This window comes from Lentisalinibacter orientalis (assembly GCF_040706535.1).
GTDB lineage: Bacteria > Pseudomonadota > Gammaproteobacteria > Steroidobacterales > Woeseiaceae > Lentisalinibacter > Lentisalinibacter orientalis.
Genome location: NZ_JAPDRJ010000001.1, coordinates 1,113,163 through 1,139,641 on the forward strand (window position 1 = coordinate 1,113,163; position 26,479 = coordinate 1,139,641).

General features: G+C 61.8%; 18 protein-coding genes and 2 pseudogenes. 16 read left to right on the plus strand and 4 right to left on the minus strand.

Features of this window, described 5'->3' with window-relative positions:
- Positions 1–549: 549 nt before the first annotated feature.
- From ACJMK0_RS04965 to ACJMK0_RS05015, 11 genes and pseudogenes are all read left to right on the plus strand, one after another.
- Positions 550–825, plus strand: coding sequence for a nucleotide pyrophosphohydrolase (locus ACJMK0_RS04965; RefSeq protein WP_405236085.1), 276 nt, complete (start codon positions 550–552; stop codon positions 823–825).
- The gene (locus ACJMK0_RS04970; protein WP_405236087.1) at positions 822–2,750 is read left to right on the plus strand and encodes a DNA/RNA helicase domain-containing protein; all 1,929 of its coding nucleotides are present in this window, start codon (positions 822–824) and stop codon (positions 2,748–2,750) included. Before ACJMK0_RS04965 ends, ACJMK0_RS04970 begins: the two co-directional genes overlap by 4 nt.
- A 65-nt stretch (positions 2,751–2,815) precedes the next feature.
- Positions 2,816–3,106 (plus strand): annotated as a pseudogene (locus tag ACJMK0_RS04975) (HIT family protein); the annotation flags it as partial.
- 219 nt (positions 3,107–3,325) lie between these two features.
- Positions 3,326–6,382, plus strand: a complete 3,057-nt coding sequence (locus tag ACJMK0_RS04980) for a DUF3427 domain-containing protein (RefSeq protein WP_405237892.1) — start codon at positions 3,326–3,328, stop codon at positions 6,380–6,382.
- A gap of 140 nt (positions 6,383–6,522) precedes the next feature.
- Positions 6,523–8,379, plus strand: coding sequence for a DEAD/DEAH box helicase (locus ACJMK0_RS04985; protein ID WP_405236089.1), 1,857 nt, complete (start codon positions 6,523–6,525; stop codon positions 8,377–8,379).
- Between the two features lie 105 nt (positions 8,380–8,484).
- Complete coding sequence (locus ACJMK0_RS04990) at positions 8,485–9,939, plus strand: hypothetical protein (RefSeq protein ID WP_405236091.1); 1,455 nt, start codon at positions 8,485–8,487, stop codon at positions 9,937–9,939.
- A gap of 430 nt (positions 9,940–10,369) precedes the next feature.
- On the plus strand, positions 10,370–13,054 hold the full coding sequence (locus tag ACJMK0_RS04995) for a LuxR C-terminal-related transcriptional regulator (RefSeq protein WP_405236093.1): 2,685 nt from the start codon (positions 10,370–10,372) through the stop codon (positions 13,052–13,054).
- 124 nt (positions 13,055–13,178) lie between these two features.
- Entirely contained in the window at positions 13,179–14,747 is a 1,569-nt protein-coding gene (locus ACJMK0_RS05000; protein ID WP_405237894.1) for a hydantoinase/oxoprolinase N-terminal domain-containing protein, read from the plus strand.
- A gap of 5 nt (positions 14,748–14,752) precedes the next feature.
- On the plus strand, positions 14,753–15,844 hold the full coding sequence (locus ACJMK0_RS05005; protein ID WP_405236096.1) for a DUF917 domain-containing protein: 1,092 nt from the start codon (positions 14,753–14,755) through the stop codon (positions 15,842–15,844).
- Positions 15,845–15,858: 14 nt separating this feature from the next.
- Positions 15,859–16,626: an aspartate/glutamate racemase family protein gene (locus ACJMK0_RS05010; RefSeq protein ID WP_405236098.1), complete on the plus strand. Its 768-nt coding sequence runs from the start codon at positions 15,859–15,861 to the stop codon at positions 16,624–16,626.
- Positions 16,627–16,660: 34 nt separating this feature from the next.
- On the plus strand, positions 16,661–18,814 hold the full coding sequence (locus ACJMK0_RS05015) for a TonB-dependent receptor (protein ID WP_405236100.1): 2,154 nt from the start codon (positions 16,661–16,663) through the stop codon (positions 18,812–18,814).
- On the opposite strand, the gene ACJMK0_RS05020 is transcribed toward ACJMK0_RS05015, so the two are convergent.
- Positions 18,801–19,643, minus strand: a complete 843-nt coding sequence (locus ACJMK0_RS05020) for a penicillin-binding transpeptidase domain-containing protein (protein ID WP_405236102.1) — start codon at positions 19,641–19,643, stop codon at positions 18,801–18,803. The two genes, ACJMK0_RS05015 and ACJMK0_RS05020, sit on opposite strands and share 14 nt — an antisense overlap.
- Before the next feature lie 124 nt (positions 19,644–19,767).
- On the opposite strand from ACJMK0_RS05020, the gene ACJMK0_RS05025 reads away from it, so the two are divergent.
- From ACJMK0_RS05025 to ACJMK0_RS05040, 4 genes are all read left to right on the plus strand, one after another.
- Positions 19,768–19,953, plus strand: a complete 186-nt coding sequence (locus ACJMK0_RS05025; RefSeq protein WP_405236105.1) for a type II toxin-antitoxin system HicA family toxin — start codon at positions 19,768–19,770, stop codon at positions 19,951–19,953.
- Between the two features lie 5 nt (positions 19,954–19,958).
- Positions 19,959–20,174, plus strand: coding sequence for a type II toxin-antitoxin system HicB family antitoxin (locus tag ACJMK0_RS05030; RefSeq protein ID WP_405236107.1), 216 nt, complete (start codon positions 19,959–19,961; stop codon positions 20,172–20,174).
- 161 nt (positions 20,175–20,335) lie between these two features.
- Positions 20,336–20,587, plus strand: a complete 252-nt coding sequence (locus tag ACJMK0_RS05035; protein WP_405236109.1) for a helix-turn-helix domain-containing protein — start codon at positions 20,336–20,338, stop codon at positions 20,585–20,587.
- Positions 20,587–21,930 carry a type II toxin-antitoxin system HipA family toxin gene (locus tag ACJMK0_RS05040; RefSeq protein WP_405236111.1) on the plus strand — a complete coding sequence of 448 codons (1,344 nt, stop codon included), beginning with the start codon at positions 20,587–20,589 and terminating at the stop codon, positions 21,928–21,930. Before ACJMK0_RS05035 ends, ACJMK0_RS05040 begins: the two co-directional genes overlap by 1 nt.
- A gap of 19 nt (positions 21,931–21,949) precedes the next feature.
- Here the strand turns inward: ACJMK0_RS05040 and ACJMK0_RS05045 are convergent, their stop codons facing one another.
- The 3 genes and pseudogenes from ACJMK0_RS05045 to ACJMK0_RS05055 form a co-directional block, all read right to left on the minus strand.
- Positions 21,950–23,062, minus strand: coding sequence for a Fic family protein (locus ACJMK0_RS05045; RefSeq protein ID WP_405236113.1), 1,113 nt, complete (start codon positions 23,060–23,062; stop codon positions 21,950–21,952).
- Between the two features lie 209 nt (positions 23,063–23,271).
- A pseudogene (locus tag ACJMK0_RS05050) lies at positions 23,272–24,370 on the minus strand (Fic family protein).
- A 239-nt stretch (positions 24,371–24,609) separates the two neighbouring features.
- Positions 24,610–25,455: an arylamine N-acetyltransferase family protein gene (locus ACJMK0_RS05055; RefSeq protein WP_405236115.1), complete on the minus strand. Its 846-nt coding sequence runs from the start codon at positions 25,453–25,455 to the stop codon at positions 24,610–24,612.
- A gap of 204 nt (positions 25,456–25,659) precedes the next feature.
- Between ACJMK0_RS05055 and ACJMK0_RS05060 the strand changes: the two genes are divergently transcribed.
- Entirely contained in the window at positions 25,660–26,448 is a 789-nt protein-coding gene (locus ACJMK0_RS05060) for an HNH endonuclease signature motif containing protein (protein WP_405236117.1), read from the plus strand.
- Positions 26,449–26,479: the final 31 nt, after the last annotated feature.

Below are 26,479 nucleotides of genomic sequence, written 5' to 3' on the forward strand. Positions count from 1 at the left end.
CAGCAGTTTCTTGACGTTATCAAATTTCCTGGTCGTGAGCGTAGCTTGGCCACACGCGCTCCATCCACAATCGGCGCTGTTTCCCGCCTGAATGTGCGAGGGGGCGCCGTGATAGGCGACCGGTGGCTATGCCACTTCACCCAAGAAGGACAGCAGACTACAGCCTAGCCTTTCAACTTCCGCGTTCTTAGTGCAAGTCCAGAGGCTCCCCACCGTCGTGCGATCCGAGATGCAGCCAGCTGGAAGTGCATATTCTCTTGAGTAGAGCCGATTGATCCGCCGATAGGGTTCCAACGCGAGAAAAGTCCACCGACTGTCATCCGTCGTCCTTGAGCGCATTGAGCACGGGAAGTGAACCGCGAGGTCGTTGACCAACAGCCGCGGGTGCTTTCCGGATCGATAGTTGAGCGAGGACTTCTGTTGCTATGAGCTTTTGATTATGCTCGTGGGGTGTCGAATCAGCTAGATCTTAAGAGTCTCCAGCATCGGCTCGTCGACTTCGCACATCGACGAGACTGGGACCAGTTCCATTCTCCGAAGAATATTTCTATGGCGCTCGCGGTGGAGGCTTCTGAGCTTCTTGAGTGCTTTCAGTGGATGTCCGAGGAGCAATCATTTTCTCTAGCCCAGGGCGAGCTTGAGGCCGTCAGTGAGGAAATAGCGGACATCCTGATCTACCTAATCCGATTAGCCGATAAGCTTGATATTGACATCCCAACCGCGGTAGATAGAAAACTCGAGATCAACGAAAAGAAGTACCCGGCCGACAAGGTCAGGGGCAGCGCGGACAAGTACACAAAGTACGAGCACGACGAGAAAGGATGATTGTCTACTCGGGAACTGCGGGGGAGTTCACCGACGACGTGTTCGCCAATCGGATCGAACAGAAGATCCAGAGGGCGTTCGTCGATCGTCTCGGTCACCGAACCAGCAAGAACGAGATCCGTTCATGGCGGAACTCGATGCAGTACATGAATAACGTCCTGGTGTCAGGGTCGACGCCGAAGGATGCTCATGTTGCCATAGAGTACCGCATCCCGCTTACGTCCAAGCGGGTCGATTTCATCCTCACTGGCCGCGACGGGGATCAGCGGGATACGGCCATCATCGTCGAGCTGAAACAGTGGGAGACGGTGCACGAAACTCCCAAGGATGCCGTAGTGCGGACGTATGTCGGCGGTGCCGAGCGAGAAGTGCTGCATCCGTCGTATCAGGCATGGACGTACGCGAGTCTTATTCAGGATTTCAACGAGACCGTCCAGTCTGACGTTATCGCCATAAGGCCGTGTGCCTACCTGCACAACTGTGAAGACGGTGCGGCGATAAACTCTGCCTTTTATCAACAGCATACGGAGAGGGCGCCCTCTTTTCTGAAGTCGGATACCGAGAAGCTCCGAGCCTTCATCGAGAAATACGTCAGATACGGCGACAACTCCAGAATCCTCTACCGGATCGAGCACGGCCGACTCCGGCCTTCCAAGAATCTCGCTGACCATCTCGTCGATCTTCTGAAGGGGAACAAGGCCTTCGAGATGATTGACGATCAGAAGCTGGTCTATGAGCAGGCATTGGCACTAGCGGATGCGGCGCAAAAGCAGCGGAAGCAGGTCCTCATCGTCGAGGGTGGTCCAGGGACGGGCAAATCGGTCGTTGCGATCAACCTGCTCGTCGAGCTGACGAGCCGTGGGCGGCTTGCCCACTATGTCACTCGGAACGCCGCACCGAGAAACGTCTATTTCAGCAAACTGACCGGAAGCTTCAAGAAGTCTCATCTGACGAATCTGTTCAAAGGTTCCGGCAGCTATACCGACGCGGACCCGGACACCATGGATGCTCTGATCGTCGACGAGGCGCACCGGCTCAATGAAAAGTCGGGTCTCTACCAGAACCAGGGTGAGAACCAGATCAAGGAGATCATTCAGGCCGCGCGCTTCAGCATCTTCTTCATCGATGAGGATCAGCGGGTAACGCTGAAGGACATCGGCGAAAAGGAAGTGATTGCTGCGTGGGGCAAGGAGCTTGGAGCCGATGTCCAACAGATGGAACTGCAATCCCAGTTCCGCTGCAATGGATCAGAAGGGTATCTGGCCTGGGTCGATAATGCTCTGCAGATTCGCGAGACGGCGAACCAGACTCTCGAAGGTATCGACTACGATTTTCGTGTCCTGGAAAGCCCGGTCGATCTCTACAACCTGATTGTCGAGAAGGACAAAGCCGCCGGGAAGGCACGGCTTGTCGCTGGTTACTGCTGGAACTGGAAGGGAAAGAAGGACCCGGCGATCAGGGATGTGGCAATTCCTGAATATGATTTCGCCATGCAGTGGAACCTCGACACGGATGGGCCGCTATGGATCGTTACCCCGGGTTCGGTCGAGCAGGTCGGTTGTATCCATACTTGCCAGGGTCTGGAACTGGATTATGTGGGAGTCATCATAGGCCCGGACTTGGTAGTCCGGGATGGGAAGGTCGTGACGGATGCATCCAAGCGATCCTCTCAGGATCGGTCAGTCCACGGGTACAAAAAGATGCTCAAGGAGGATCCGTCTAAGGCTAGAGCCCTCGCCGATCGGATCATCAAGAATACGTACCGGACGCTCATGACGCGTGGGCAGAAGGGGTGTTTCGTCTACTGCACTGATCCGGAAACAAACGAATATTTCTCCAATAACGGCCTCGGAGCCGGGTTGGCTACTATTGGCGAGCACGATCTAGCCCAGGCAGCCGAGCCTAAGGACTCTTATTCCAGTTAGTTAGGCGCGAGACCCGAACCGACAGGGCTAGGCCGACATAGTGATGTACTGAAGCAAGGGCACTGATGACCTGTCCATTCTGCAATCCAGAGCCAAGCAGGGTCTTTCATGAGGCGGCAGATTTCTTGTGCCTTTGGGACGGATTCCCGGTATCCGATGGCCACGCGCTAGTTGTGCCCAGGCGGCATGTGGCCAATTGGTTTGAAGCCACTAGGGCCGAACAGATTGCTCTCCTAGATGGCATAGATGCGGCGCGTCGCTCGATTGTTGCGAAACATTCGCCCTCCGGATTCAACATTGGTGTGAATGTGAGCGAGGCAGGTGGGCAGACGGTTCCTCATCTACACGTCCACGTGATTCCCAGATATATGGGGGACGTTCCTGATCCACGCGGTGGCGTGCGTTACGTAATCCCCTCAAAGGCGAATTACCTCGCTGTGCCCGAAGGTGTCGAGGACTCCGATAGAGACTCCCGCTATCACAGCGTTGGGGAGCGGGTATACGGGTCAAACGAGAGGCCGCTACTTGATGCGCTTGCCCACGATCTAGCGGACGCGTCGCGCATCGATTTGGCGGTGGCTTTCATTACGGAATCCGGTCTGACGCAGCTCGAGCCGCATCTCCTAGATCTCCTCGATCGGAGGGGCGCCATTCGACTTCTAACCGGCGATTACCTTGACGTCACCGAGCCGAACGCACTCCTGCGGGTTATTGATTGGCTGGAGCAGTATCCGGCCCAAGTACGCGCCAAGATTTTTCGTACCAATGCGGAGCTAGGCTTTCATCCGAAGGCCTACTTGATCGGTAGGGATTATCAGGGCGTCACTGCTTACATTGGGAGTTCGAACCTAACTCGGCATGCGCTGTTGGGCGGTATCGAGTGGAACCAGCGCCTAGTTGGCCAATCACGCGGCACGTTTATCCGGAGCGTCACGCAAGAGTTCGAGCGTCTGTTTCAGCATCCGAATAGCGAGTGGCTGACGGTACGATGGATCGAAAGCTACGAAGCGCGACGTAAGGTGCAAAAATTGCCCGCGGTTACGGGCGTGCATCCTGATGACGAATCACCGCCGGAAGTCCCAACTCCCCACGGCATTCAAGCAGAAGCACTCGATGCGCTCCAAGAGACACGGGAAGAAGGAAACGAGGCGGGCCTTGTCGTGATGGCGACAGGGCTGGGAAAAACCTGGCTCGCAGCATTCGATAGCGAAGAATACGATCGCGTATTGTTTGTCGCTCATCGTGAAGAGATTCTAAGGCAAGCGCTGAACACGTTTCGTCGCATTCGGCCCAATGCGAAATTGGGCCTCTATATGGGCCAGGAGCGTGAGCGCGATGCGGATGTTCTGTTCGCATCTATTCAAACGCTCTCCAAAGTCAATCACCTTCGGCGGTTTGGTCCTAGTCATTTCGACTATGTCGTCATAGACGAGTTTCACCATGCGGCCGCCAGCACATATCGGAGGCTCATCGACTACTTCGAGCCCAGATTTCTTCTCGGGCTAACGGCCACTCCGGAACGCACGGATGGCGGCGATCTCCTCGCCCTCTGCGGGGAGAATTTGGTCTTCCGGTGCGATTTGTCTGACGGGATAGGCAGGAAGTTGCTATCACCGTTCCACTATTACGGCGTCCCAGACGAGATCGACTTTTCAAACATTCCTTGGCGAAGCGGACGATTCGATCCGGAGCTACTTGAACATGCTGTCGCAACAGAGAAGCGTGCCCGGAACGCTTTCGAGCAATGGAAAAAGTGCGCTCAGTCACGAACCTTGGCCTTTTGCGTATCAAGAAAGCATGCGGACTTTATGAAAGCGTTCTTTGAGGAGCGTGGAGTAGCTGTTGCGGCGGTGCACTCCGGTCCGTCCTCTGATCCGCGTACTCAGTCCCTAAAAGCCCTGCAGGATGGCCGTTTGAGGGTCGTTTTTGCAGTCGACATGTTCAACGAGGGCGTGGATGTCCCTTCCGTCGATACGGTAATGATGCTGCGACCCACGGAGTCAAAGATCATCTGGCTGCAGCAGTTCGGCCGAGGGCTCCGCATGTCCGAGGGTAAGCAGCAGCTAAATGTCATCGACTACATCGGCAACCACCGTTCGTTCCTGCAGGTGCCAGCATTGTTGCTACCGGGCGCTGATTCGAGTATCGGGGGAATCCAGCGGGCATTGATGAAATTGAAGGCAGGGGAACTGGAGTTGCCGGAAGGCTGTGCGATCGAATACGAACTCGAAGCCCTGGATATTCTTGAGAAGTTGGCAAAACCATCGGGCATCACCAATCAAACGGCTGCATGGTATCGGAGTTTTCGTGAGCTTCAGGGTGAGCGGCCCACGGCGACTGAAGCCCATCATGAGGGGTACGACCCCAAGACAGTTAGAACAGGTTTTGGATCGTGGTTCGGATTTGTGAAGGCGGAGGGGGATCTAGGCCAGGACGAGGCAGAGGCCTTCGAGAGGTTCCAGGCATTCTTTGAGGCCCTTGAAACCACCCCAATGACTAAAAGCTTCAAGATGGTTCTACTGTTAGCAATGATTGCCGCCGAGAAGTTTCCCGGATCTATTCCCATCGAACATCTTGTCGTAGAGGTTCAGCAGATTGCCAGGCGGATTCGGACCCTCAAGGAAGAATTTGGTGCCGCTCTAGGGGACGTTCACGAGATGCGTGTATTGTTGGAAAAGAACCCAATGAAAGCATGGTCTGAGGGGCAGGGCACCGCGGGAAAGTCTTACTTTAGCTACGAGGACGAGGAATTCCGGAGTTTTGCTGCTCCCGAGTCGCTTCAATCAGCGATACGACACCTTACGCGAGAGATATGTGATTGGCGCTTGGCGCAATACTTGGATCGATCGCAGGGAGAGTCCGGTTTGTCGCCATCTATCGTGTGCCGGGTGAGTCACTCGGGAGGCAAGCCGATACTTTTCCTACCGAAGCGCGACAGAAACCCGGGTATCCCCACCGGATGGGTCCCGATTATCGTCAACGGAGAACCGCACCAAGCCAATTTCCAGAAAGTAGCGGTCAATGTAGTTGTTAGGGAGGGTGAGACGGAGAATGGCTTGCCTTGGGTACTCCGTTCGATGTTTGGCGATGACGCCGGTACACCTGGAAAGGCGGATTCTGCGAAGTTCGTACTTGAGAACGACATCTACCACCTGCGGCCGATAGGCGTTGCAGCTGGTGGGGCAGCAGAACTCTGGGGCCACTACATGAGAGAAGAGATTCCGCCGCTCTGGGGAAAGGAATTCTCACCGTCAAAATGGAATCAGGGATTCATCTCGGATGGCAATGACATCTTTCTGTTGGTGTCACTCGATAAAGGCGGGCTAGCCTCCGAACATCAATACGAAGATAAGTTCCTATCTCCAAGCCTATTTCAATGGGTTAGCCAGAATCGGACAAAGCGAAGTTCGCCGACAGGCAAGCGGATTGCAGAACACGGTGATAGAGGAATAGACGTCCATCTATTCGTCCGGGATAAGCGTAAGACACCAAAGGGGACGGCGGCTCCTTTCGTCTATTGTGGTGAGGTAGCCTTTGTGGACTGGGATGGGGATCAGCCAATAACCGTACGTTGGCAGCTTCCTGAAGCAGTGCCCGCAGGGCTGAAAGATCGATTTGGCCTGCTAGGCTAGGGTGACGTAGGAGGCAGGGACTTGGAGGCGGTCGTGCTGCGATTGTCTCGAAACGTAGAAACTGCCGACTGGATCAAGATCATCTCACCGGCAACTGCTATCCTCTCCGGGGAGCTGGCACGCAACGTAAGTCTCTCAGTATGGCAGAACTGATCCCACCGCTGAACAGCTGCCTGCCCCGCATGCAATCGGGGGAGAAACGGTTTGCCCGCAGACTCGCTAGTCATCTCGAGGATGACTATCTGTGCTGGTATGAGACCGGTGTCGGGCATCGCCCGCGATACACCGATTTCGTGATCCTGCATGCGCTGCGCGGTCTTCTACTGCTGGAAGTGAAAGACTGGCGCCTGGAGACCATCCGCCGAGCAAATCCGGACTCCTTCGAGCTATTGCTCAATACGGGCCTGAAGACGGTAGCCAACCCGCTACAGCAGGCACGCATTTGTGCGTACAGGTTGAAAGAGCAGCTGGAACGGGATCCCCAGCTTATCGCGACGAGAGGCAAGTACAAAGGAAAACTCATCATGCCGTATGGCTATGGTGTCGTTTTCGCGAACATCACTCGGCATCAGTTTGAACGGGCCGGCTTGGGCAATGTGATTCCCGAGGCTCAGGCGATCTGTAAGGATGAGATGCTTGAGTCAACCGACGTTGAGGAGTTCCAGAAGCGTCTCTGGGACATGTCTGAGTACTGCTTCAATCGGCTACTCACACAGCCGCAGATTGACCGTATTCGCTGGCACCTTTTCCCGGAGATTCGAATGCAGCCCGAGCCGCAACTTGATTTCGGTTCGGAAAGGGAGGGCGAGGCCTTCGAGGTCCCGGATATCGTCAAGGTTATGGATCTCGAGCAAGAGAAGCTTGCGCGCGGTCTGGGCGCGGGCCATCGTGTAATCCACGGCGTCGCCGGGTCCGGAAAGACAATGATCCTCGGTTACCGGTGCCTGCACCTTGCGAAGCTTATGCACCGTCCGATTCTTGTTCTCTGCTACAACGTCACGCTCGCAGCGCGGCTGCGGGCGCTCATCGAGGAGCATGGTGTCAGCGACAAGGTAAACGTCTACAGCTTCCATGCCTGGTGCAATACGATTCTGAGGAGCTACAACTTCTCGCCGCCGTCGGTGACCAATGGAAATTTCGACGCGGCGGTGGACCTCGTTATCAAGAAAATTGCCGAAGGACATATTCCCAGAGGGCAATACGGCGCCATCCTTATCGACGAGGGACATGACTTCAAGAAGGAGTGGCTCCGTTTGGTTGTCGACATGGTCGACCCAGACTCGAATTCACTACTCCTGCTGTACGACTCCGCGCAGTCAATTTATAAGCGATCCTCTGGGCTTGGATTTTCTCTCAAAGAGGTAGGCATCGAGGCCCAGGGACGCACAACCGTTCTGAAGCTCAACTATCGCAACACGGCAGAGATTCTGAAATTCGCTTACGACTTCGTCGATGACTATGTGAAGCCTACGGACAGTAGTGATGACAAGGTTCCAATCGTGGAACCAGATACAGCAGGGCGAAATGGCTCTCCGCCGGCGGTCAAGCGCTTCGAGTCTTTCGGGCAGGAAGCAGAGTACATCGTGGGAGTATTCAGAAAGCTGCACGAGCGGCGAGATATGGCTTGGTCGGATATGTGCGTACTTTATTGCCACAACTGGATGGGGCAAGCAGTAGCAAACGCACTGAAAGAAGCCAAGGTCCCTTTTAACTGGTTAAGGGATCGGACCAGTAAACATCAGTTCAAAGCTTCCGAGAACGCCGTGAAGCTTCTTACGATGCACAGCAGTAAAGGTCTTGAATTTCCTACGGTTGCAGCATGCGGCATTGGCTCGCTCGGCCTCGAGGATGCAAGAGTCGAGGATGACGCGAAGTTACTGTACGTCGCTATGACGCGGGCGACCCAGAATCTGCTGATCACGAGTTCCAAAGACTCACCTTTCACCGTGAAATTGGAAGAGATGTTCGAGCGTCATCGTCAAGAGCGAGTCGCCTAGCGGGCCGATGGCGCTAATGCAGCGCAGGGACAGAAATGGCAGAGCCAATCGAGTATTTTCCTCGTTGTGAACGGGAAGCGGGCGACTAAGTAAGGGAGGACATCCGTGGTTGACTCAATTTTCGAAAAAATGAAATCGGGTGAAGCTGCAAGACTGCACCCGACTGTGCCGGATTCGAAGAAAGAGGAAAAGGCCACTGCGATACTGTTGGCGACATTCCGAGTCGTTCCCGATTTTGCCAGAGCCATGCTGTCTGGAGCGGGAATCAAAGTCGGCAAGCGCTCACAAATAGAATGCTACACCGAGGTTGCGCTAGAAATACCAGGGGAAAAGAGGAAGATAAGGCCGGACGGTTTGATAGTCATTACGACGGGGAAGAAACGCTGGACGGCGTTCATAGAATCGAAGACTGGCACCTCCGAGCTAAAGCAGGATCAGTGCGAAGAATATTTGCAGCTCGCTAAGTTGCTCGGTATCGATGCAGTACTGACGATCTCGAACCAATACTCGACCGTCCCCACGCACCATCCAATTCGGGTTTCGAAAGCCAAGACGAAAAAGGTGGGCTTCTTCCACTTTTCGTGGCTGTCGATAATGTATTCGGCGACGCTTCAGATTGACTCCCACTCAATCGAAGATCCTGAGCAGGCTTTTCTACTAAAAGAGCTAATAAGATTCTTGAAGCATCCGAGTTCGGGCGTGTCGACGTTTAGTCGCATGCCGAAAGACTGGACGACACTTTGTAGTGCGGTGAAGCAAGGTGCTGCACTCAAGAAGACCGACCCAATGCTTTCTGAAGTAGTTCTGAGCTGGCACCAACTGGTTCGATTTTTGGCGCTTGAGCTGACTGCTAGCGTGAGTGAACCAGTACAAGTGAAGCTTGCGCGGAAGTACATCAAGGAGTCGTCGGAGAGAGTGGCCGATGATAAAGACCGGGTTCTCAAGAGTGCGACCCTTATTTCTGAACTATCGATTCCGAATGCAGCTAGCCCTATGCTTGTGGCGGCCGATCTTAGGCGACGGACGTTGAATCTCGGTATGAAACTGGAAGCTCCGGGAGATAAGAAACGAGCGTCGGCGACAATTAACTGGTTACTTCGCCAACTCAAGGGTTTGGAGCGTGATGATCTCTTGATCCGTGCGATCTGGCCGCGGCGAACTCCAGATACTACTGCTAGCCTCGCTCAGGCCAGAGAAGACGTGAACTGCCTGATTCACGAAAACACCAAAGACCTGCCGCAGTCCTTCGAGGTCATACGTGTGATTGACTTGGCTGGAAAATTTGGCGGGGTTAAGACGTTCGTGGAGTCAGCTGCGAATGAAGTTCCTGCGTTCTATAAAGATGTCGGTGAGCATTTGCGTGCGTGGGTTGCGCCGCCGCCGAAGCTCAAGTCGAAGGAGCAGGCATCGAAGTCGGATAGCGAAGGCAATATCGATGTGAACAAAGAACCCACAGAGGCTAAGGAAGGTTCGGCGAGAGACATGCCGGAAAAGAGGTCAGAGGATGTGCCAAGGGAGCGGTCGATGATAGAGCTACCGGACTGGTATTCTCGCGGATGATTGTCTCTAGGAATTCGCGCCGCTGGTTTCGCATGACCTCATAGATCTCAGCCTCCGTCCAGAATGCGGCGACGGTGATCGTACCGTCAGGCTCCACCTAACCCCCCCTGCCACCGCAGGAATCCACTCGCTCTATCCCCTTTGATCCGCCCGCGTCCGGTCTTGGCATAGAGCAATACCCCTGGTGCGACACCCCGTCCCAGCGCACCCCTGAGCGCGGCAACCAACTCGGTAGACACCTCTAGCCGCCCGGTCACAAGTGGCGTCGGAAGCTCCACTTGCTCCGCCGCACTGATCCGCAGATCCCTGCTGAGCGAGGACGCATCGGCCTCGCCGCCGATGTTGGCAGTGCCGTATTCGACATACTGGTGCCGCCGGTCGGCCGCTTCGGTATGCTCACCCGGAAGACGATTCCCAGGCCCTCCAACCTATGAACGAAACCCCCGTCGCCGACTGGGTCATCGCATCCAAACTGGCACCATCGGTCAGGCTGCGCCAGCCGGTGGGGCGCGACGGTCTGCTCTCGCGGCTGGACGAGATTCTCACGGCGCGTGCCGGGCTCGTGCATGCGCCGGCCGGTTGCGGCAAGAGCGCGGTGCTGGCGGAGTGGCGTGAGTCGCTGTTGTCCCGGTCGATACCCGTTGCCTGGTACTCGCTGGACGAGTACGACCAGGATCCCTTCCAGTTTCTCACCTATCTGACGGAGGCCTGCCGGGCCGCGGGGTTTTCCGCCGGGTTCGAGTTTCCGGATTCGCGGCAGGGCTTCTCCAACTCTCCGTCGGTGGCGGTGCGGGCTGCCGTGGTGACGGCGCTCGGCCGGTGTCGCGGACCCCATGTCATCATCCTCGACGACTTCCATCGCGCCGATGCCCCGGAGGTCCGGGACCTGGTCCACATGCTGCTGGCCGATCTGCCCGAAGACATCCACCTGGTGATCAGCGCGCGGGAGTATCCGGAGAAGCTGTCGCTCGCCGATCTGCGCATGCGCGAAGCGCTGGTCGAGGTCGATCAGGCGGACCTCCGGTTTTCCGTTGCCGAGATCGAGAGCTTCCTCGGATCTCTGGTGCAACCGGGCGTCAGGGCGGGCTGGGCCGAAGAGCTCTTCGAACGCACCGAGGGGTGGCCGGTCGCCTTGCAGACCGTGCGGCTGTGGCTGGCCGAGGGCGCGACCATGGAGGATACGCTGCGGGAGGTCTCCGGCCGCAGCTCCGATCTGGTGGACTATTTCCTGGAGCAGGTGCTGAACAACCTCGGCGCCGAGGAGCAGCGCTTCCTGCTGCGCACCTCGATCCTGGAGCGGGTGAACGGCGAGCTCGGCGATCTGCTCTGCGGGCGCCACGATTCCTGGCAGATCCTGGAACGCCTCGAGCGCCGCGACCAGTTCGTGCATGCACTGGATCGCGACCGCGCGTGGTATCGCTACCACCGCCTGTTCTCCGAGTTTCTGCAGGAGCGTCTGCGCCGTCAGTCCGAGGCGCAGCTCCGTGAGCTGCACGGCATGGCGGCCGGCTGGTTCGGCGAGCACGGCCATACCCAGGAGGCCGTGCAGCACGCACTCGGCAGCGGCGATCCGGAGCGGATCGCCGGACTGCTGGAGTCGCTGGGCGGCTGGCACTATGCGCTGCTCGGCCACGTGGGCATCGTCGAGCATGCGATGTCGAAGATCCCGGCGGAGGTGACGCAGCGCTATCCCAGGGTCTGGCTCGCGAGGATGTTTCTGACTGCGCGTGTTGGTGAGGTTGCCGCGGCGGAACGGGAGTTCGGCGAGTTCGCGGCCCGGCACCTGAACGACCCATCCACCGATCGGCAGCTCGAGTGCGAGGGGCGGCTGATGGAGAGTCTGCTCGCGCGCTATGGAGACCGCGACATCGGCGAGAGCGAGGTGCGCAAGCTCGAGCAGCTCGGCGAGACGCTGGCCAACGACAACCACGTGATGAAGGCGGTCTGCTATAACCTGCTGTGTGCGCTGTACGGGCGGACCGGACGGCTGGACGAGGCGATGGCCGCGGGCGACCAGGCGATCATGCACTTCCGCCGGATGGGCTCGCAGTGGGGCGAGGTCTTCATCTATTTCCACGAGGGCTGTGCCTGCATGGCGCAGGCGCGCCTCAGGGATGCCGAGGCGCTGTACCGGGAGGGCTACGAGCTGGCGGTGGAGAACTTCGGGGCCGGGCATGACTCTGCGGCCATCGGCCGGGCGTTCCTGGCGGAAGTGGAATACGAGAAGAACAATCTCTATGCCGCAGGCCAGCTGGTGGAGGAGGCGCTCGCGCACATCGAGCGGTTCGATGCCTGGTTCGACGTGTACCTGGCGGCGTATTCGACGGCGCTGAAGATCGCGCGGGCGAGACGGGATGCCGCCGCCCAGCAGAACATCGTGCGCCGGGCGAAGTCGACCGCCGTCAATCGCGGCATCACGCGGCTCGCTCTGGCCATCGATCTGCTGCAGGCGGGGTACGGTGAGTTACCGCCGGGCGACGGCGGTAACGCCGGTGCCGCGCAGGATCACAACGGATCGACCGACCCGGTCATGCATCACCTCCACATCTGGCGGGCGGGACGCGCTCTGCTCGCCGCCGGAGAGTACGACCGCGCCGCGCGTCTGCTCGCGCCCGAGGCCGACCGGGCGCGTCGGCGGCGGCATCACCGTTCGCTGATCACGCTGTCGCTGTTGCTGGCGGCAGCGCTGTGGAAGCTGGGCCGCCAGGAGGAGGCCCATGCCGCCTTCGAGGCCGCGCTCGCGCCGGCCCTGTTCGAGGGGCTGAAACGGCCCTTCCTCGACGAGAGCGACGTGCTGGCGGACGTGATCGCCGAGCTGGCCGCCGCCTCGGAGCGGCGCCGCGGCAACCGGCTCCGCGACGTTTTCCTGACCGAGCTGGCCACCGAGATGCGGAGCGCCGCCCGCCGCCCCGGCGAGCCGGAATCCGCCCTGAGTCCCCGCGAACAGGAGGTACTGCGCTTCCTGATCCAGGGCCGCTCGAACCGGGAGATCGCCGATGCGATGGACCTCTCCATCAACACGGTCAAGTTCCATATGAAGAACATCTTCGGCAAACTGGGCGTGAACTCCCGGAAAGATGCGGTTTCCGCCACCATCCGGCGCCGCCTCCTCTGAGCCGGCCGGAGGCCTGACCTACCCGATCTGATACCCCACCCTACCCGGGGCAGGTGTTCTGCCACCGGGAGGCCCGATGCAAGGTTCCCAGTGAGCGGGGTAAGGCGGGGAGTACGCATCAGTGATCCGTATCGGCGTGGATGTGGGCGGCACCAATACCGATGCTGTCGTCATGGACGGCCGGACCGTGCTGTCGACCCATAAGGCTCCCACCTCGGCCAACGTGAGCGACGGCATCATCGCGGCCATCCGCGAAGTGCAGAAGGCTGCGGACATCGATGCCGGGCGCATCTCCGGCGTCATGATCGGCACCACCCATTTCACGAATGCTTTCGTCCAGCGGAATGACCTGCTGCCGGTCGGCGTGATCCGCATCGCGATGCCCTCGACCCGCGGCCTGCCTCCGCTGACCGACTGGCCGGAGGACATCGCCGCCGTCGTCGGCTCCGCCCATTACCTGATCCGCGGCGGCTACCAGTTCGACGGACGCATCGCCGATCCCCTGGACGAGCAGGCGGTGGCGGAGGCGGCCAGAGACATCCGCCGGCAGGGCCTGAAGACGGTGGCGGTGACGGGCCTTTTCTCGCCGGTGAATGCGGACATGGAGCAGCGCGCCGAGGAGATCGTCCTGAACGAGTTCCCGGAGGCGCAGGTGACCGTGTCCTCGCGCATCGGCCGCATGGGCATCCTGGAGCGCGAGAACGCGGCGATCATGAACGCGAGTCTCGCCGACCTCTCGGCCTCGGTGCTCGCCTCCTTCCGTTCCGCACTCGAGCAGCTGCGCATCGAGGCGCCGTTCTTCGTCAGCCAGAACGACGGCACGCTGATGAGCGCGGACTTCGTGGAGAAGTACCCGGTGCTCACGTTCGCCTCCGGCCCCACGAACAGCATGCGCGGTGCCGCCTACCTGTCGGGCCTGAAGGATGCGCTGGTGGCCGACATCGGAGGTACGACGACGGACTTCGGGATGCTGTCGAACGGCTTCCCGCGCGAGTCCTCTATCACCGTGGACATCGGCGGCGTGCGGACCAACTTCCGCATGCCCGATATCCTGGCCGTCGGTCTCGGCGGCGGTTCGCTCGTCGCCAGGGATGCGGACGGCGGTATCCGGATCGGGCCGCGCTCGGTGGGTTACCGCCTGCGCGAGGAGGCGAAGGTGTTCGGCGGCGATACGCTCTGCGCCACCGACATCGCCGTGGCCGCCGGCGATGCGGACATCGGCGATGCCTCCCGGGTGGCCGATCTCGACGCCGGCCTGGTGAAGGCCGCCCGCCGCCGTATCCACCAGATGCTCGCCGAAGGCGTGGACCGCATGAAGACCAGCGGCGACCCGATCCCTCTGATCCTGGTGGGCGGCGGTGCGGTGCTGGTGGCAGAGCAGATCCCGGGGACCTCGGAGATGATCGTCCCGGAACACGCCGGCGTCGCCAATGCCATCGGCGCCTCCATCGCCCAGGTGAGCGGCGAGACGGATCGCATCTTCGCCTACGAGGCCGTGGGGCGCGAGCAGGCGCTGGAGACGGCCCGCGAGGAGGCCATCGAGCGTGCGGTCGCGGCCGGCGCGGATGCGGGCACGCTGCAGGTGATCGAACAGGAGGAGATCCCGCTGGCCTACATGCCCGGCGGGGCCGTGCGGATTCGCCTCAAGGTGGCGGGCGAACTTGCCGCTTCCCTGACGGCTGATGAGGGCTGAGCGTTATGGAGATCACGACCGAGGACCTGCACCACATCTCGACCGGCGCCGCCTTCCTCGGCACGGGCGGCGGCGGCGATCCGTACATCGGCCGGCTGCTGGCGCTGAATGCGATAAAGGAACACGGGGCGCCCAAGATCGTCGATGCGGAAGAGATAGACGACGACGCGCTGGTCTTCACGATTGCGATGCTCGGCGTGCCCGCGGTGCTTGGCGAGAAGGCCGCCTGCGGCGATGACGTGGACCTCGCGATCGAGCGTCTCGCCCAGCGTTTGGGCCGCAAACCCGATGCGCTGGTCGGCATCGAGATCGGCGGGCTGAACTCTCTCATACCGGTGATGGCGGCTGCCCGGCTGGGACTGCCGCTGATCGACGCCGACGGCATGGGGCGCGCCTTCCCCGAGATCCAGATGGTCACCTTCAACATCTTCGGGGTGCCCTGCACGCCGCTGTCGGTGACGGACGATCACCTGACATCGGTGATCGTCGATACCGCAGACGCGAAGTCGGCAGAGGATCTGGTGCGAATCACCTCGGTGCACCTCGGCTGCAGCGTGATCATATCCAGCTACCCGATGAGCGGCGCCGACCTGAAGCGCAGCGCCGTGCGCGGCACGCTGACCCTCGCCATGGAGATCGGCCGCGCCATCGAGCAGGGCCGCCGGGAGGGCGACCCGGTGGAGACACTGGTCAGCTATCTGCGTACCACGCCCTACTACAATCACTGCAAGGTGCTGTTCGACGGCAAGGTGGCAGACATCCAGCGCGAGACGAAGGCCGGGTTCTCCGTGGGTCATTGCCACCTGGCCGCGCTGGACGGGTCCGGCCGGAAGATGGAGGTGACCTTCCAGAACGAGCACCTCGTCGCCCGCGAGGACGGCAGGACACGCGCCATCGTGCCGGACCTGATCAGCCTGGTGGACCGGGAGACGGCGACACCCATCACCGTCGAGAACCTGAAATACGGCCAGCGCGTGAAAGTCATTGCCACCAGCGCTGCACCGATCATGCGGCGGCCGGAGTCGCTGGCCGTATTCGGCCCGCGCTGCTTCGGCATCGAAGAGGACTTCGTGCCGCTGGAAGAGATTCCGGACTGACCGGGAGGCCAATCATGACTACACCCAAAAAGACCATCATTCAGCTGATCACGCCGATCGTGACGCGCGGTATCCGCACGCTGGACGAGGTGGAGCCGTTCCTGCGCGACGATCTCGAGATCCGCCACAGCCTGATCGATCAGGGTCCCTCGTCCATCGAATCCGAGTTCGACGAGGCGCTGAGCTTGCCGGGAACGATACGCAAGGCCATCGACGCCGAGCGCGAAGGCGCCAATGCCATCATCATCGACTGCATGGGCGATCCGGGGCTGCACGCCTGCCGCGAGGTGGTGTCCATCCCGGTCCTCGGGCCGTGCCAGACCGCGATGCATGTGGCCAGCACGCTGGGCCACCGCTTCGCGTTCATCACCGTGCTCGAGCGGCTGAGGCCTCTGATCGACAATCTGGTCGCGACCTATGGCCTGACCCACAACTACGCCTCCTTCCAGGCCGTCGACATCCCGGTGCTCGACATCAGTCACAGCATGGAGGCGCTGAACAAGGCGCTCACCGGGAAGGCGATCGCCGCCATCGAGGCGGACCATGCGGATTACATGATCCTCGGCTGCACCGGCTTTCTCGGCTGCGCGGACGCCATGAGTGCGGCCTTGCAGGAGGCCGGTCACGACGTCCCGGTCATCGACCCAATACCGCTTGCGGTGCATATGGCAGACGCGTTGGTGAAGACCGGACTCAGCCACAGCAAGCTCGCCTATCCGCCGCCTTCCGTGAAGCAAATCGACGGCTACGACATGCCGGGATTCATGACGGACAAAGGCTGACACATTGATCTCACTATCCCCTGGAGTTAGCAAAATGAAGACAATCCATTGGACCGCCATCGGCACTCTGACCTGTGCCTTGCTGCTGCCCAACCAGGGGCACACGCAGGCCGGTGATGCCACGCCGGCGCTGGAAGAGATCATCGTGACTGCGCAGAAGCGCGAGCAGAGCTTCAACGATGTCGGCCTGGCCGTCAGCGTGTTCAGCTCCGACGAGATCCGCGAGCTGCGCTTCTTCAAACCCGAAGACGTTGCCGCCCAGACACCTAACGTGAAGATCAACGAGACCCTCGCGAACAGCATCCCGAACGTCGTGATACGCGGCGTCGGTCTCAATGACTATGCGGTCAACAACAACCCGGCCGCCGGCATCTACGTGGACGAGGTGTACCTGGTGTCACCCGCCATGCTGACGTTCCAGTTGTTCGACCTGGAGCGGATCGAGGTGCTGAAAGGGCCGCAGGGGACGCTGTACGGACGCAACACCACGGCCGGTGCCGTGAACTTCATCAGCCGGAAGCCGACGGAGGACTTCAACGCGACCGCGACGCTGGACGTCGGCAATTACGAGTACATGGGCGCGGAGGGCGCCATCGGCGGCCAGATCGTACCCGGGCTGAACGGGCGCTTCGCCGCACAGACCTACCAGCGGGGAGAGGGCCACCAGACCAACCGGCTGACCGGCGAGGACGTCGGCGAGATCGACCGCACTTCCTGGCGCGGGCTGCTCCAGTGGCAGCCGAACGACGAGATCACCGTCCTGTTCAATGCGCACGGCGGCGAGGATCAGTCGGACGTCTGGCTGACCAAGGTCGACAACCCCTTCACCCCCGCGGATGACGATATTACGGATCCCTTCACCTCGGCCGCGTCCAACGAGTCGGAGATGGACCTCGATGCCCTGGGCGGCGCGCTGACCATCGACTGGGCGCTGTCCGACGCGCTGACGCTCACCTCCGTGACCGGCTTCGAGAAACTGCAGCGGCTGCACATCGAGGATCGCGACGCGTCGAGTCTCATCCAGCTGGATGGTGTCTTCCTGAATGAAGTCGAGCAGTTCTCGCAGGAACTGCGCGCCACGTACGCCAGCGGCGACTGGGTGCTGATCGGGGGCGCGTTCTACGGTAACGACGACGTGGAGACGCGCGACCGGTTCGACGCATCCGACCTGCTGCCGCTCCTGGGCCTGGCGGGGGTCGATGCGATCGGTAACGAGTACCGCCAGGAGACGGATTCGCAGGCCCTGTTCGTCCACTCGGAATGGCAGTGGCAGGAGGACTGGAAACTCACAGCCGGCGTGCGCTATACGAACGAGGAGAAGGAGTTCAGTGACGCCTTCACCTACCTGCTCGCCGGCGGGGCCGAGATCCAGGTCTTCCCTCCCGTCTCCAACGACTACGATGTGGATGACCTGTCCGGGAAGCTGGGCGTCGACTACTCCGGATTCGAGAACACGCTGGTCTATGCGAGCATCAGCAAGGGCTTCAAGTCCGGCGGTTTCCAGGGGCAGCTGACGTTCAACCCGGCCGATCTCACCGCGTTCGAAGAGGAGACCATGTATGCCTGGGAGATAGGCACGAAGTCCCTTCTGCTGGACGGCACGATGCAGTTCAATACGGCGGTGTTCTTCTATGATTACGAGGACCTTCAGTTCTACGGAGGTCTCTTCGACTCGCCCGTGGGTACGCTCTTCGGGATCACGAACGTGGGTGATGCCGAGGTCACGGGCGCCGAGGCCGAGCTGTGGTGGCGCCCGGCGGTGGGGCTGGATGTCCGGCTGGGGCTGGGGCTCCTCGATACCGAGATCACCCGTTCGGAGGTCGCGGGCGTGGCGGAAGGGAGCGAGCTTCCCAATTCGCCCGAGCTGACCTTCAACGCGCTGGTACGTTACGAATGGAGCCTGACGCCGGATCTGATGGCAGACGTCATGCTCGCCGCGAATTACCAGGACGAGGTGACCTTCGACATCATCCGCGCACCGGCCGAGGCCATCGAGGACAGCTACTGGCTGGCCGATGCCCGTGTCGGCATCTCCAATGCGGACGGGACCTGGAATGCGTTCCTGTGGGCGGAGAATCTCTTCGACGAGACCTATCGCACGCAGGTGCTGTTCTCCAGCGTCGGATTCGGCTCGAACTACGGGATGCCGCGGACGTATGGGATAGGGGCGACGTTTAACTGGCAGTAGCGTGCGCTGCCGGATCGGCAGGGGCACGGTGAGTCAGCCGGGCCCGGCCGATGAACGTCTCCAGAAACTCCTGGCGTTTGCTTCTCATTAGCTGATAGGTCTCCGCCTCCGTCCAGAAGGCGAAGACGGTGACTTCATCGTCACGCTCGACCCATCCCACCTGCCAACCCAGGAATCCACTCGCACCATCCCCCTCGATCCGCCCGCTCCCGGTCTTGGTGTAGAGCACGGCCTCCGCCGCTACCTCCCGCCCCAGCGCATCCCTGATCGCCGCGACCGACTCGGCCGATACCTGCAGCCGCCCGGTTGCAAGCCGCGTCAGAAACTCCACCTGCTCCACCGCACTGATCCGCAGATCCCCGGTGAGCCAGAAGGCATCGGCCTCGCCGCCGATGTCGGCGTTTCCGTAGTCGATGTCGCGGAGGAAAGCCTGCAGGCGTGCCGGGCCGATGTCCGCCGCGAGCTGGCGGAAGAGGGGGACGGCGCTCATGTTGATGGCCCTGCGCAGCGGCTGATCCCGGTCCCAGCCGGCGGGCCACCAGTCCTCGGCCGGATAGCGTGCCGCGTTGTAGCGCATGACGGAGTCCGCATCCGCGAGCAGGCCGGTCTCGAGGCCGAGCAGGGCATTGGGGATCTTGAAGGTGGAATAGGGCCGGCGGGGCTCGTTGCATCGGTCGGCGTCGCTCACGTATTCACGGCCGCTCTCGAGTTCGTGGATGACCAGGCAGACGTCGTCGCCGTCGGCGTAGGCGGGCCAGTCGGCGGCGGCCGGGGTGGCGAGTAGGGTGACCGCCAGGGTTAGGAGGGTGATTGGGTGGTGTGTGGGCATTGGGGTTACCGGGTGACGGACGGTCTCATGATTGTCACCCGAATCGTGCCTCCACGTGGATTTCTTCATCGGACATCCATTTTTCCCTGCAGCAGCTTGAGCGAGGCCTCTTCACGCTTGCTGCATGAAGGTGCGCGATGTACTGAGCGCTCTGAGGCGGGATGGTTGGGTACAGGTGAGGGTCCGTGGCAGCCATCGCCATTTCCAGCATCCGATCAAACCGGGAACCGTGACAGTGGCCGGGAAGCCAGGTGCGGAGGTACCGCCTGGCACGCTGAAAAGCATCATGAAACAGGCTGGGCTAAAATGATCCCCATGCAATATCTCGTGATCGTTGAGAAGGGCGAGACCGGCTACGGCGCGTACGTGCCCGACCTGCCAGGCTGCATAGCGGCGGCCGATTCACGCGATGAGGTGGTGGCACTCATCCGCGACGCGATCCGGTTCCACATCGAAGAGCTGAAGGCCGATGGTGAGCCGATCCCGGAGCCTGCTTCCCAAGGCGAACTGGTCGACGTTCAGGCGGCTTGATGCCGACCCGGCTGAGATGCCACGAGGGGTTCGGGAAGATATTTCGGCCAGATAAGCCAATAACATACGGTTTAACGTATAAAAACATTTTATCCGTCTCAGCGTATATTGACAGTATATACGTTTAGGCGTATATATTGGGGGGGTAAGGAGTCGTCGCCATGCCCCAAACCGCCCGCAACGCCACCCAGATCGGCGCCGCCATCCGCCGCGCCCGCCGCCAGTCGCGTCTGACCCAGGCGGACCTCGGCGCGAAGACGGGCCTGCGACAGGCCACTATCTCCGACCTGGAACGCGGCGAGGGCGACGTGCGGCTCAGCACCCTGCTCGTCGTGCTCGCGGCGCTGGGGCTGGAGCTGACCATCGACGAGCGGGGCCGGGCGTCGGCCGAGCGTCTCGAAGATCTCTTCTGATGCCGCGGAAGCGCAGTCGAGTCCCCCTCGGCGTCTGGTTGAACGGCCGTCTGGTGGGGCAGCTTCGCCGAGCGCCGTCCGGGGCCATCGATTTCCGCTACGCCGGGGAGTGGCTCGACTGGCAGCACGCCTTCCCGGTCTCCCTGTCATTGCCGTTGCGGGAGGACCCGTACGTCGGCGATCCGGTCGTTGCGGTGTTCGACAATCTGCTGCCGGACAGCGGTGACGTGCGGACCGCGGTGGCGGCGCGGACCGGCGCCGAGGGTACCGATGTCTACAGCCTGCTGGCCGCGATCGGCCGGGATTGCGTCGGTGCCCTGCAGTTTCTGCCGGAGGGGCAGGAGCCGCCGAGGGCCGGTGCCGTCGAGGCCGAGCCCATCAGCGATGAGGAGATCGCGGACCGGCTGAGGAATCTCTCCGTCGCGCCGCTGGGGTTGGGCGACGACGAGGCGTTCCGCATCTCGATCCCCGGCGTGCAGGAGAAGACTGCGCTGTTCTACTGGCGGAATCGCTGGCATGTGCCGCTCGGCGCCTCGCCCACCACGCACATCCTGAAGCCGCAGATCGGCCTGCATCAGGGCCGTGAGCTGACGCGGAGCGTCGAGAACGAGCATCTCTGCCTGCGCCTGCTCGAGGCGATGGGCCTGCCGGTCGCGCATACGGAGATCGTCGACTTCGCGGGCGTGAGGGCGCTGGTTGTCGAGCGCTTTGACCGCCTCTGGACGCGGGACGGCCGCCTGCTGCGCAGGCCGCAGGAGGATCTCTGTCAGGCGTTGTCGGTTCCGGCTTCACGGAAGTACGAGAACCGGGGCGGACCGGGTATCACGGATATCCTGGAATTGCTGAAGTCGAGCGACGAGCCCGAGGAGGACCGCCGTCTGTTCATGCAGGCGCAGATCGCTTTCTGGCTGTTGGCGGCCACCGACGGCCATGCCAAGAATTTCAGCGTGTTTCTCTTCCCGTCGGGCGGTTTTCGGCTGACGCCGCTGTACGACGTGATGTCCACGCAGCCGCTCGCCGACCGCGGACAGCTGAATCACGGGCAGATGAAGCTGTCGATGGCAGTGGGCGACGATCGCCAGTACCGACTGGATCGGATCACGCCGAAGCACTTTATCGAGACGGCGACGGCGGCGGGTATGCCGGTCGGGGCCGTGGAAGGCGTCTTCGATGAGCTGGCGGAGAAACTGCCCGCGGCGGTGGAAGAGGTGGGCAACAGCCTGCCCGCCGATTTCCCGCCGGACCTCTTCGACTCGATCACCACCGCCGCCCTGCGTAGGAGGGCCTTCAGGCCCGATCCCAACGTAGGAGGGCCTTCAGGCCCGACGGTTGATCGCGGCTGAAGCCGCTCCTACAGCGCTCCTACCTCTTGTGGTCCGCCACAATCGAATAGCTCGTACTCCGCCCTCCACCAGGATTCTTCACCAGCGCCCCCCGCTCGATCAGATCCCTGATGTCCCGCGTGGCCGTGTCCTGGGAGCACTTCGCGAGCTTCGCCCATTTGGAGCTGGTGAGCTTGCCCTCGAAACCGTCGAGCAGCCGATTGAGTACGCGGATCTGGCGCTCGTTGAGCGGTTCTTTCGCAAAGCGTTCCCAGAAACGCGCCTTGACGAGCACGGCGTCCAGTTCGGTCGTGCTCTGTTCGACGGCGCGGAGCAGGCAGCCGAGAAACCACTCCTGCCAGCGGGTGATGTCGGTAACCGAGCGCTGCGTTGCCTCCAGAACGAGGTAGTAGCGCCGGCGCTCGGCGCGTATCTGCGCCGACATGCTGTAGTAGCGCTGGCGGCTCTGCTCGGAGCGCGCGAGTGCCATGTCGGCGATGGCGCGCGCGATGCGTCCGTTGCCGTCGTCGAAGGGGTGAACGGTGACGAACCACAGGTGTGCGAGCCCGGCAATCAGCAACGGATGGGCGCTGCCCGGGTCGCCGAACCAATCCAGGAAGGCATCCATTTCGCGGTCGAGCCGGTCCGCGGGCGGCGCCTGGTAATGGATCTTCTCCCGGCCCGTCGGTCCCGAGACCACCTGCATGGGTCCGTTTGCATCGTCCCGCCATGCGCCGACGCTGATGCGGCTCATGCCGCTGCGCCCGGTCGGGAAGAGCGCGGCATGCCAGTCGAAGAGGCGGTCTCTGGTGAGCGACTGATCGTAGTTCCCGGTGGCATCCAGCATCATCTCGACGACGCCTTCCACGTCCCGGTCGGCCGGAACCAGGCCGCCGATGTCCAGGCCGAGGCGCCGGGCGATGGACGAGCGGACCTGATCGCGTTCCAGCGTCTCGCCTTCGATCTCGCTGGACTTGATGACGTCCTCGGTGAGGGTGCGCAGGTGCGCTTCGTTGCGGAGGTCGAAGCCGAGACCCTCCATCCGGCCCCGGAGGCGGCCCTGCTCGTGGGCGGCAGTGGCGAGGAGCGTGGAGAGGCGTGCCTCGTCCCAGTGGAGGTTCGGCCAGTCGGGCTTCTCCCAGATATAAGTCACGGCCAATCTCCGTAGAATATGCGGAGATTATGGCCTCTATTCTCCGCAGCGGCAAGTAAACACCGTAATTATTGCGGAGATTAAGGACCTATTCTCCGCATACCCGGCATCCGCTGTCATTCGTCAGCTGGCCGCGTGTATTTATGCGAACGCAGGAGGGCCTCCAGGCCCGACGGCCGGTCGCGGCTGAAGCCGCTCCTGCAGCAGCGCTACCGCTGTTCCGGGAACAATCCCGGCATCCAGCGGGATGCCAACCTGGCGGGGAAAGCCACACGTAGCGGCGACCTGGGCGACTGCGAAGTGATGACACCATGCCTGGTGAGACCGGCGACGACGCGATTGGCCGTGCGTTCGCTCGTGCCGATACGCTCCGGGACTTCACCGCGGGGAAGTTCCACGATAGAGGATGGCTTCCAGCAGCGGGCCTGCCTTTTCGTGCAGCGTGCCGAGTTCCACTTCCTCGCGCACCCAGAGTCTCATCCGGGTATGCAGCTTCTCGGGCTGCACCAGGTCTTCCATGAATCGCACCTGATCGAGACAGGTGTTGAGGAAGAATTCCGTGAACTCCGCCAGTGCTTCTTCGCTGAGGTTGCCTCTGCCGTCGAGATCGTTGCGCCGCGTGATGTCGCAGTTGGCCAGGTGCCGCTCGTAGTCCTCGACATTGCGTGCCAGACCACGCGCGATCGACCACGCGCCTCCCGTGTCCAGTGTACGGAGCAGCGTGGCGTAGGACATCAGGCGCATGACGCGGCCGTTGCCATCCAGGAAGGGGTGGATCCAGGCAAGGCGGTGATGTGCCGCGGCGGCGGCCAGGACGGTCTCTGCGATGCCGAGGTGACTGTAGACCTCCTCGAAACGGTACATGAAGCGCGGCAGCGCGCCGGGGCTGACGGGGATATGCCGGCCGACCTCGACGTCATGCGCGCGGAGTTTGCCGGCAATGACGCGCAGCGGTTCGCCGGTTGCCGGATGAGCGACGACCAGCAGTTCGTCGGGCAGCAGCTCGCAGAACCGGCGGTGAATTTCGCAGATGGCGTGCTTCGTGGTGGCAGGGCCTTCGAGTCCCCCCTGGTCGATCCATTGCTGCACCGTAACGTGGGCCTCGGCCTCCAGCTGGAGATTGCGCTTGTACGGATCTTCGCTGTAGTCCTGCCTGAGGGCCCGCTCGATGTCGACCGGGTGGGTATCGTGGCCCTCGATGAGATTGCTGTAATAGCAGTTCATCGCACGGACCAGATCGGCGAGTGCGGTCATCACCCCGTCCGGCAGGCTGCGCCGGAAGCCGGCGGCCGCGGCCGCAAGCTCCATCACGAGGTCATTCAGCTTCGCGCGGTGCCGGGAGTCGGCGGAGAGCACCAGGGGCTCCGTGAGGTCCGTGCTTTCGCCTCGGTCGTCTTCCCCGGCTGTCTTTTTGGCGGATTACAGGGCGGCAACCAACTCTCGAGCCGCGCTGATCTCCTGAATCAGGAATTCCCCACGATCGATCGGGAGAACTATGCCCCCGTCGCGAAGTACATGGCCGGCTTCGCGGTGGTGCGGCCTCTGCCCTAGTCGTTCGGCCGCTGATCATCGGCGGCCTGCCCCCGCATGAATTCCTCGTGCCGCTCGACGATGCGCGGCCACAGGTCGCGGACCTCGGGCACGTCCAGGTGGAACTGCCTCGCGAGGGTGTGCAGCAGGTCGTCCGCGCTGTCGATCAACCGCTCCTCGCTGCCGCGCGGGCCGATCTCGCTCAACACGCGGCCGCGCAGCGTGCGGTGGGCGTCGGGCAGGCGGATCTGGGCCACGAGGCTCCTGACGAAGCCGGAGGTCGGGTCGCTCTGCAGGTAGTCGCAGCGGCTGGCGAGTGCGTCTTCGTCGCCGGGGACGGGCTCGAAGTCGAACGTGAATTCGCCGTCGCCCGCGTCCTCGTGGAATTGCCAGTGGCCGTCTGCTAGGCGACGCAGGCCGAGGTGGAACGGCGGCTGGGTATGGGTGGTCTCGGCCAGTTCGATGGGCTTGAGGAGGCTGCCGCCGAAGCCCACGTCGGCGAGGAAGCGGCGGCCGGGGGCGTCTTCGGTCTCGATGAGCAGGGCGAGGTGGTTGGCGGCGGAGATGTCTTCGCGGCCCTCGCGCATGACCGCGCCGGCCACGCGGGTGACGCCGAAGCCGATCTCGGCGAGCACGGCGCCGAAGAGGCCGTTCTGCTCGTAGCACCAGCCGCCGCGTTTGTTGTGGACGATCTTGTCGAAAGCGGCGCCCGGGTCGAGGGTGAGGCGGCGGCCGAGCTGGACATCGAGGTTCTCGAACGGGACGGCGAGGGCGTGGCGGCGGAGGAGGGCTCGCAAGGTGGCGAGGGTCGGGGTCACGGGGCCCGGGTAGCCGATGCGGTCAAGGTAGGGCTGGAGGTGCATGACGGGATTCCGTGACTTCGCCGGTTTCTGCCGGTGCAGCAAGCCGCATTTCTGCACGATTCGGGTAGAAAACGGAAGGGCTGGGCGCTCTCAGCTGGATATAATTACAGTATTGGTCCGCAGCCCAGGGAGGGGCCGCTATGTTGCAGGAAGCGGTAATTGCCGGTGATTTCGACGACGATCGCGGCGCGAGGAACGACGAAAGTGGGAGCGGCTTCAGCCGCGACAGACGTTGCCGCTGAAACACCGCCCCCCGACCCGGATCCCACCCGCTACACCTACGGCCAACGCCGCGCCGACGCCCTGGCCGAACTCGCCGAGACCTACCTCGCCAACGGCGCCACCGATTCCTCGTCCGCCGACCGCTATCAGGTGGTCGTCCACGTTTCCGAGGATTTTGTAGCAGGGCCTTCAGGCCGGATCCCTTCCCCAACTACCTCCCACATAGAAAACGCCCACCACGTTTCCGCTGAAACATCCCGCCGCCTGGCCTGCGACTGCTCCGTCCTCGGCCTGGTCGAGGACGCCGACGGCGAACCCCTCTCCATCGGCCGCAAATCCCGCTCCATCCCGCCGGCCATCCGCCGCGCGCTGCGCATCCGCGACAAGGGCTGCCGCTTCCCCGGCTGCACCCGCACCGCATACCTCGACGGCCACCACATCCACCACTGGTCCGAGGGCGGCGAAACGAGCCTCGACAACCTCGTCCTGCTATGCCGCCACCATCACCGCCTGGTCCACGAAGGCGGCTTCACCTGCGAGAAGACGGACGCCGGCGAGGTTGTCTTCCGCGACGCCCGCCGAAAACGCCTCGACCGCTACGCCCGCCTCACCCCCGAGGACGAACGCCGCGCCTTCGACCTCTCGCTCGAACGCGAGATGCGCGATCTCGGCATCACCTCGCAGACCTGCGTCACCCGGTGGGAAGGTGAGCGCATGGACTGGGATCTGGGGGTCGGGCATCTGTTCCCGCGGGAGGCCGTCCCGACGTGACACGCAGTAGTCTTTATCGAACCGATATGTA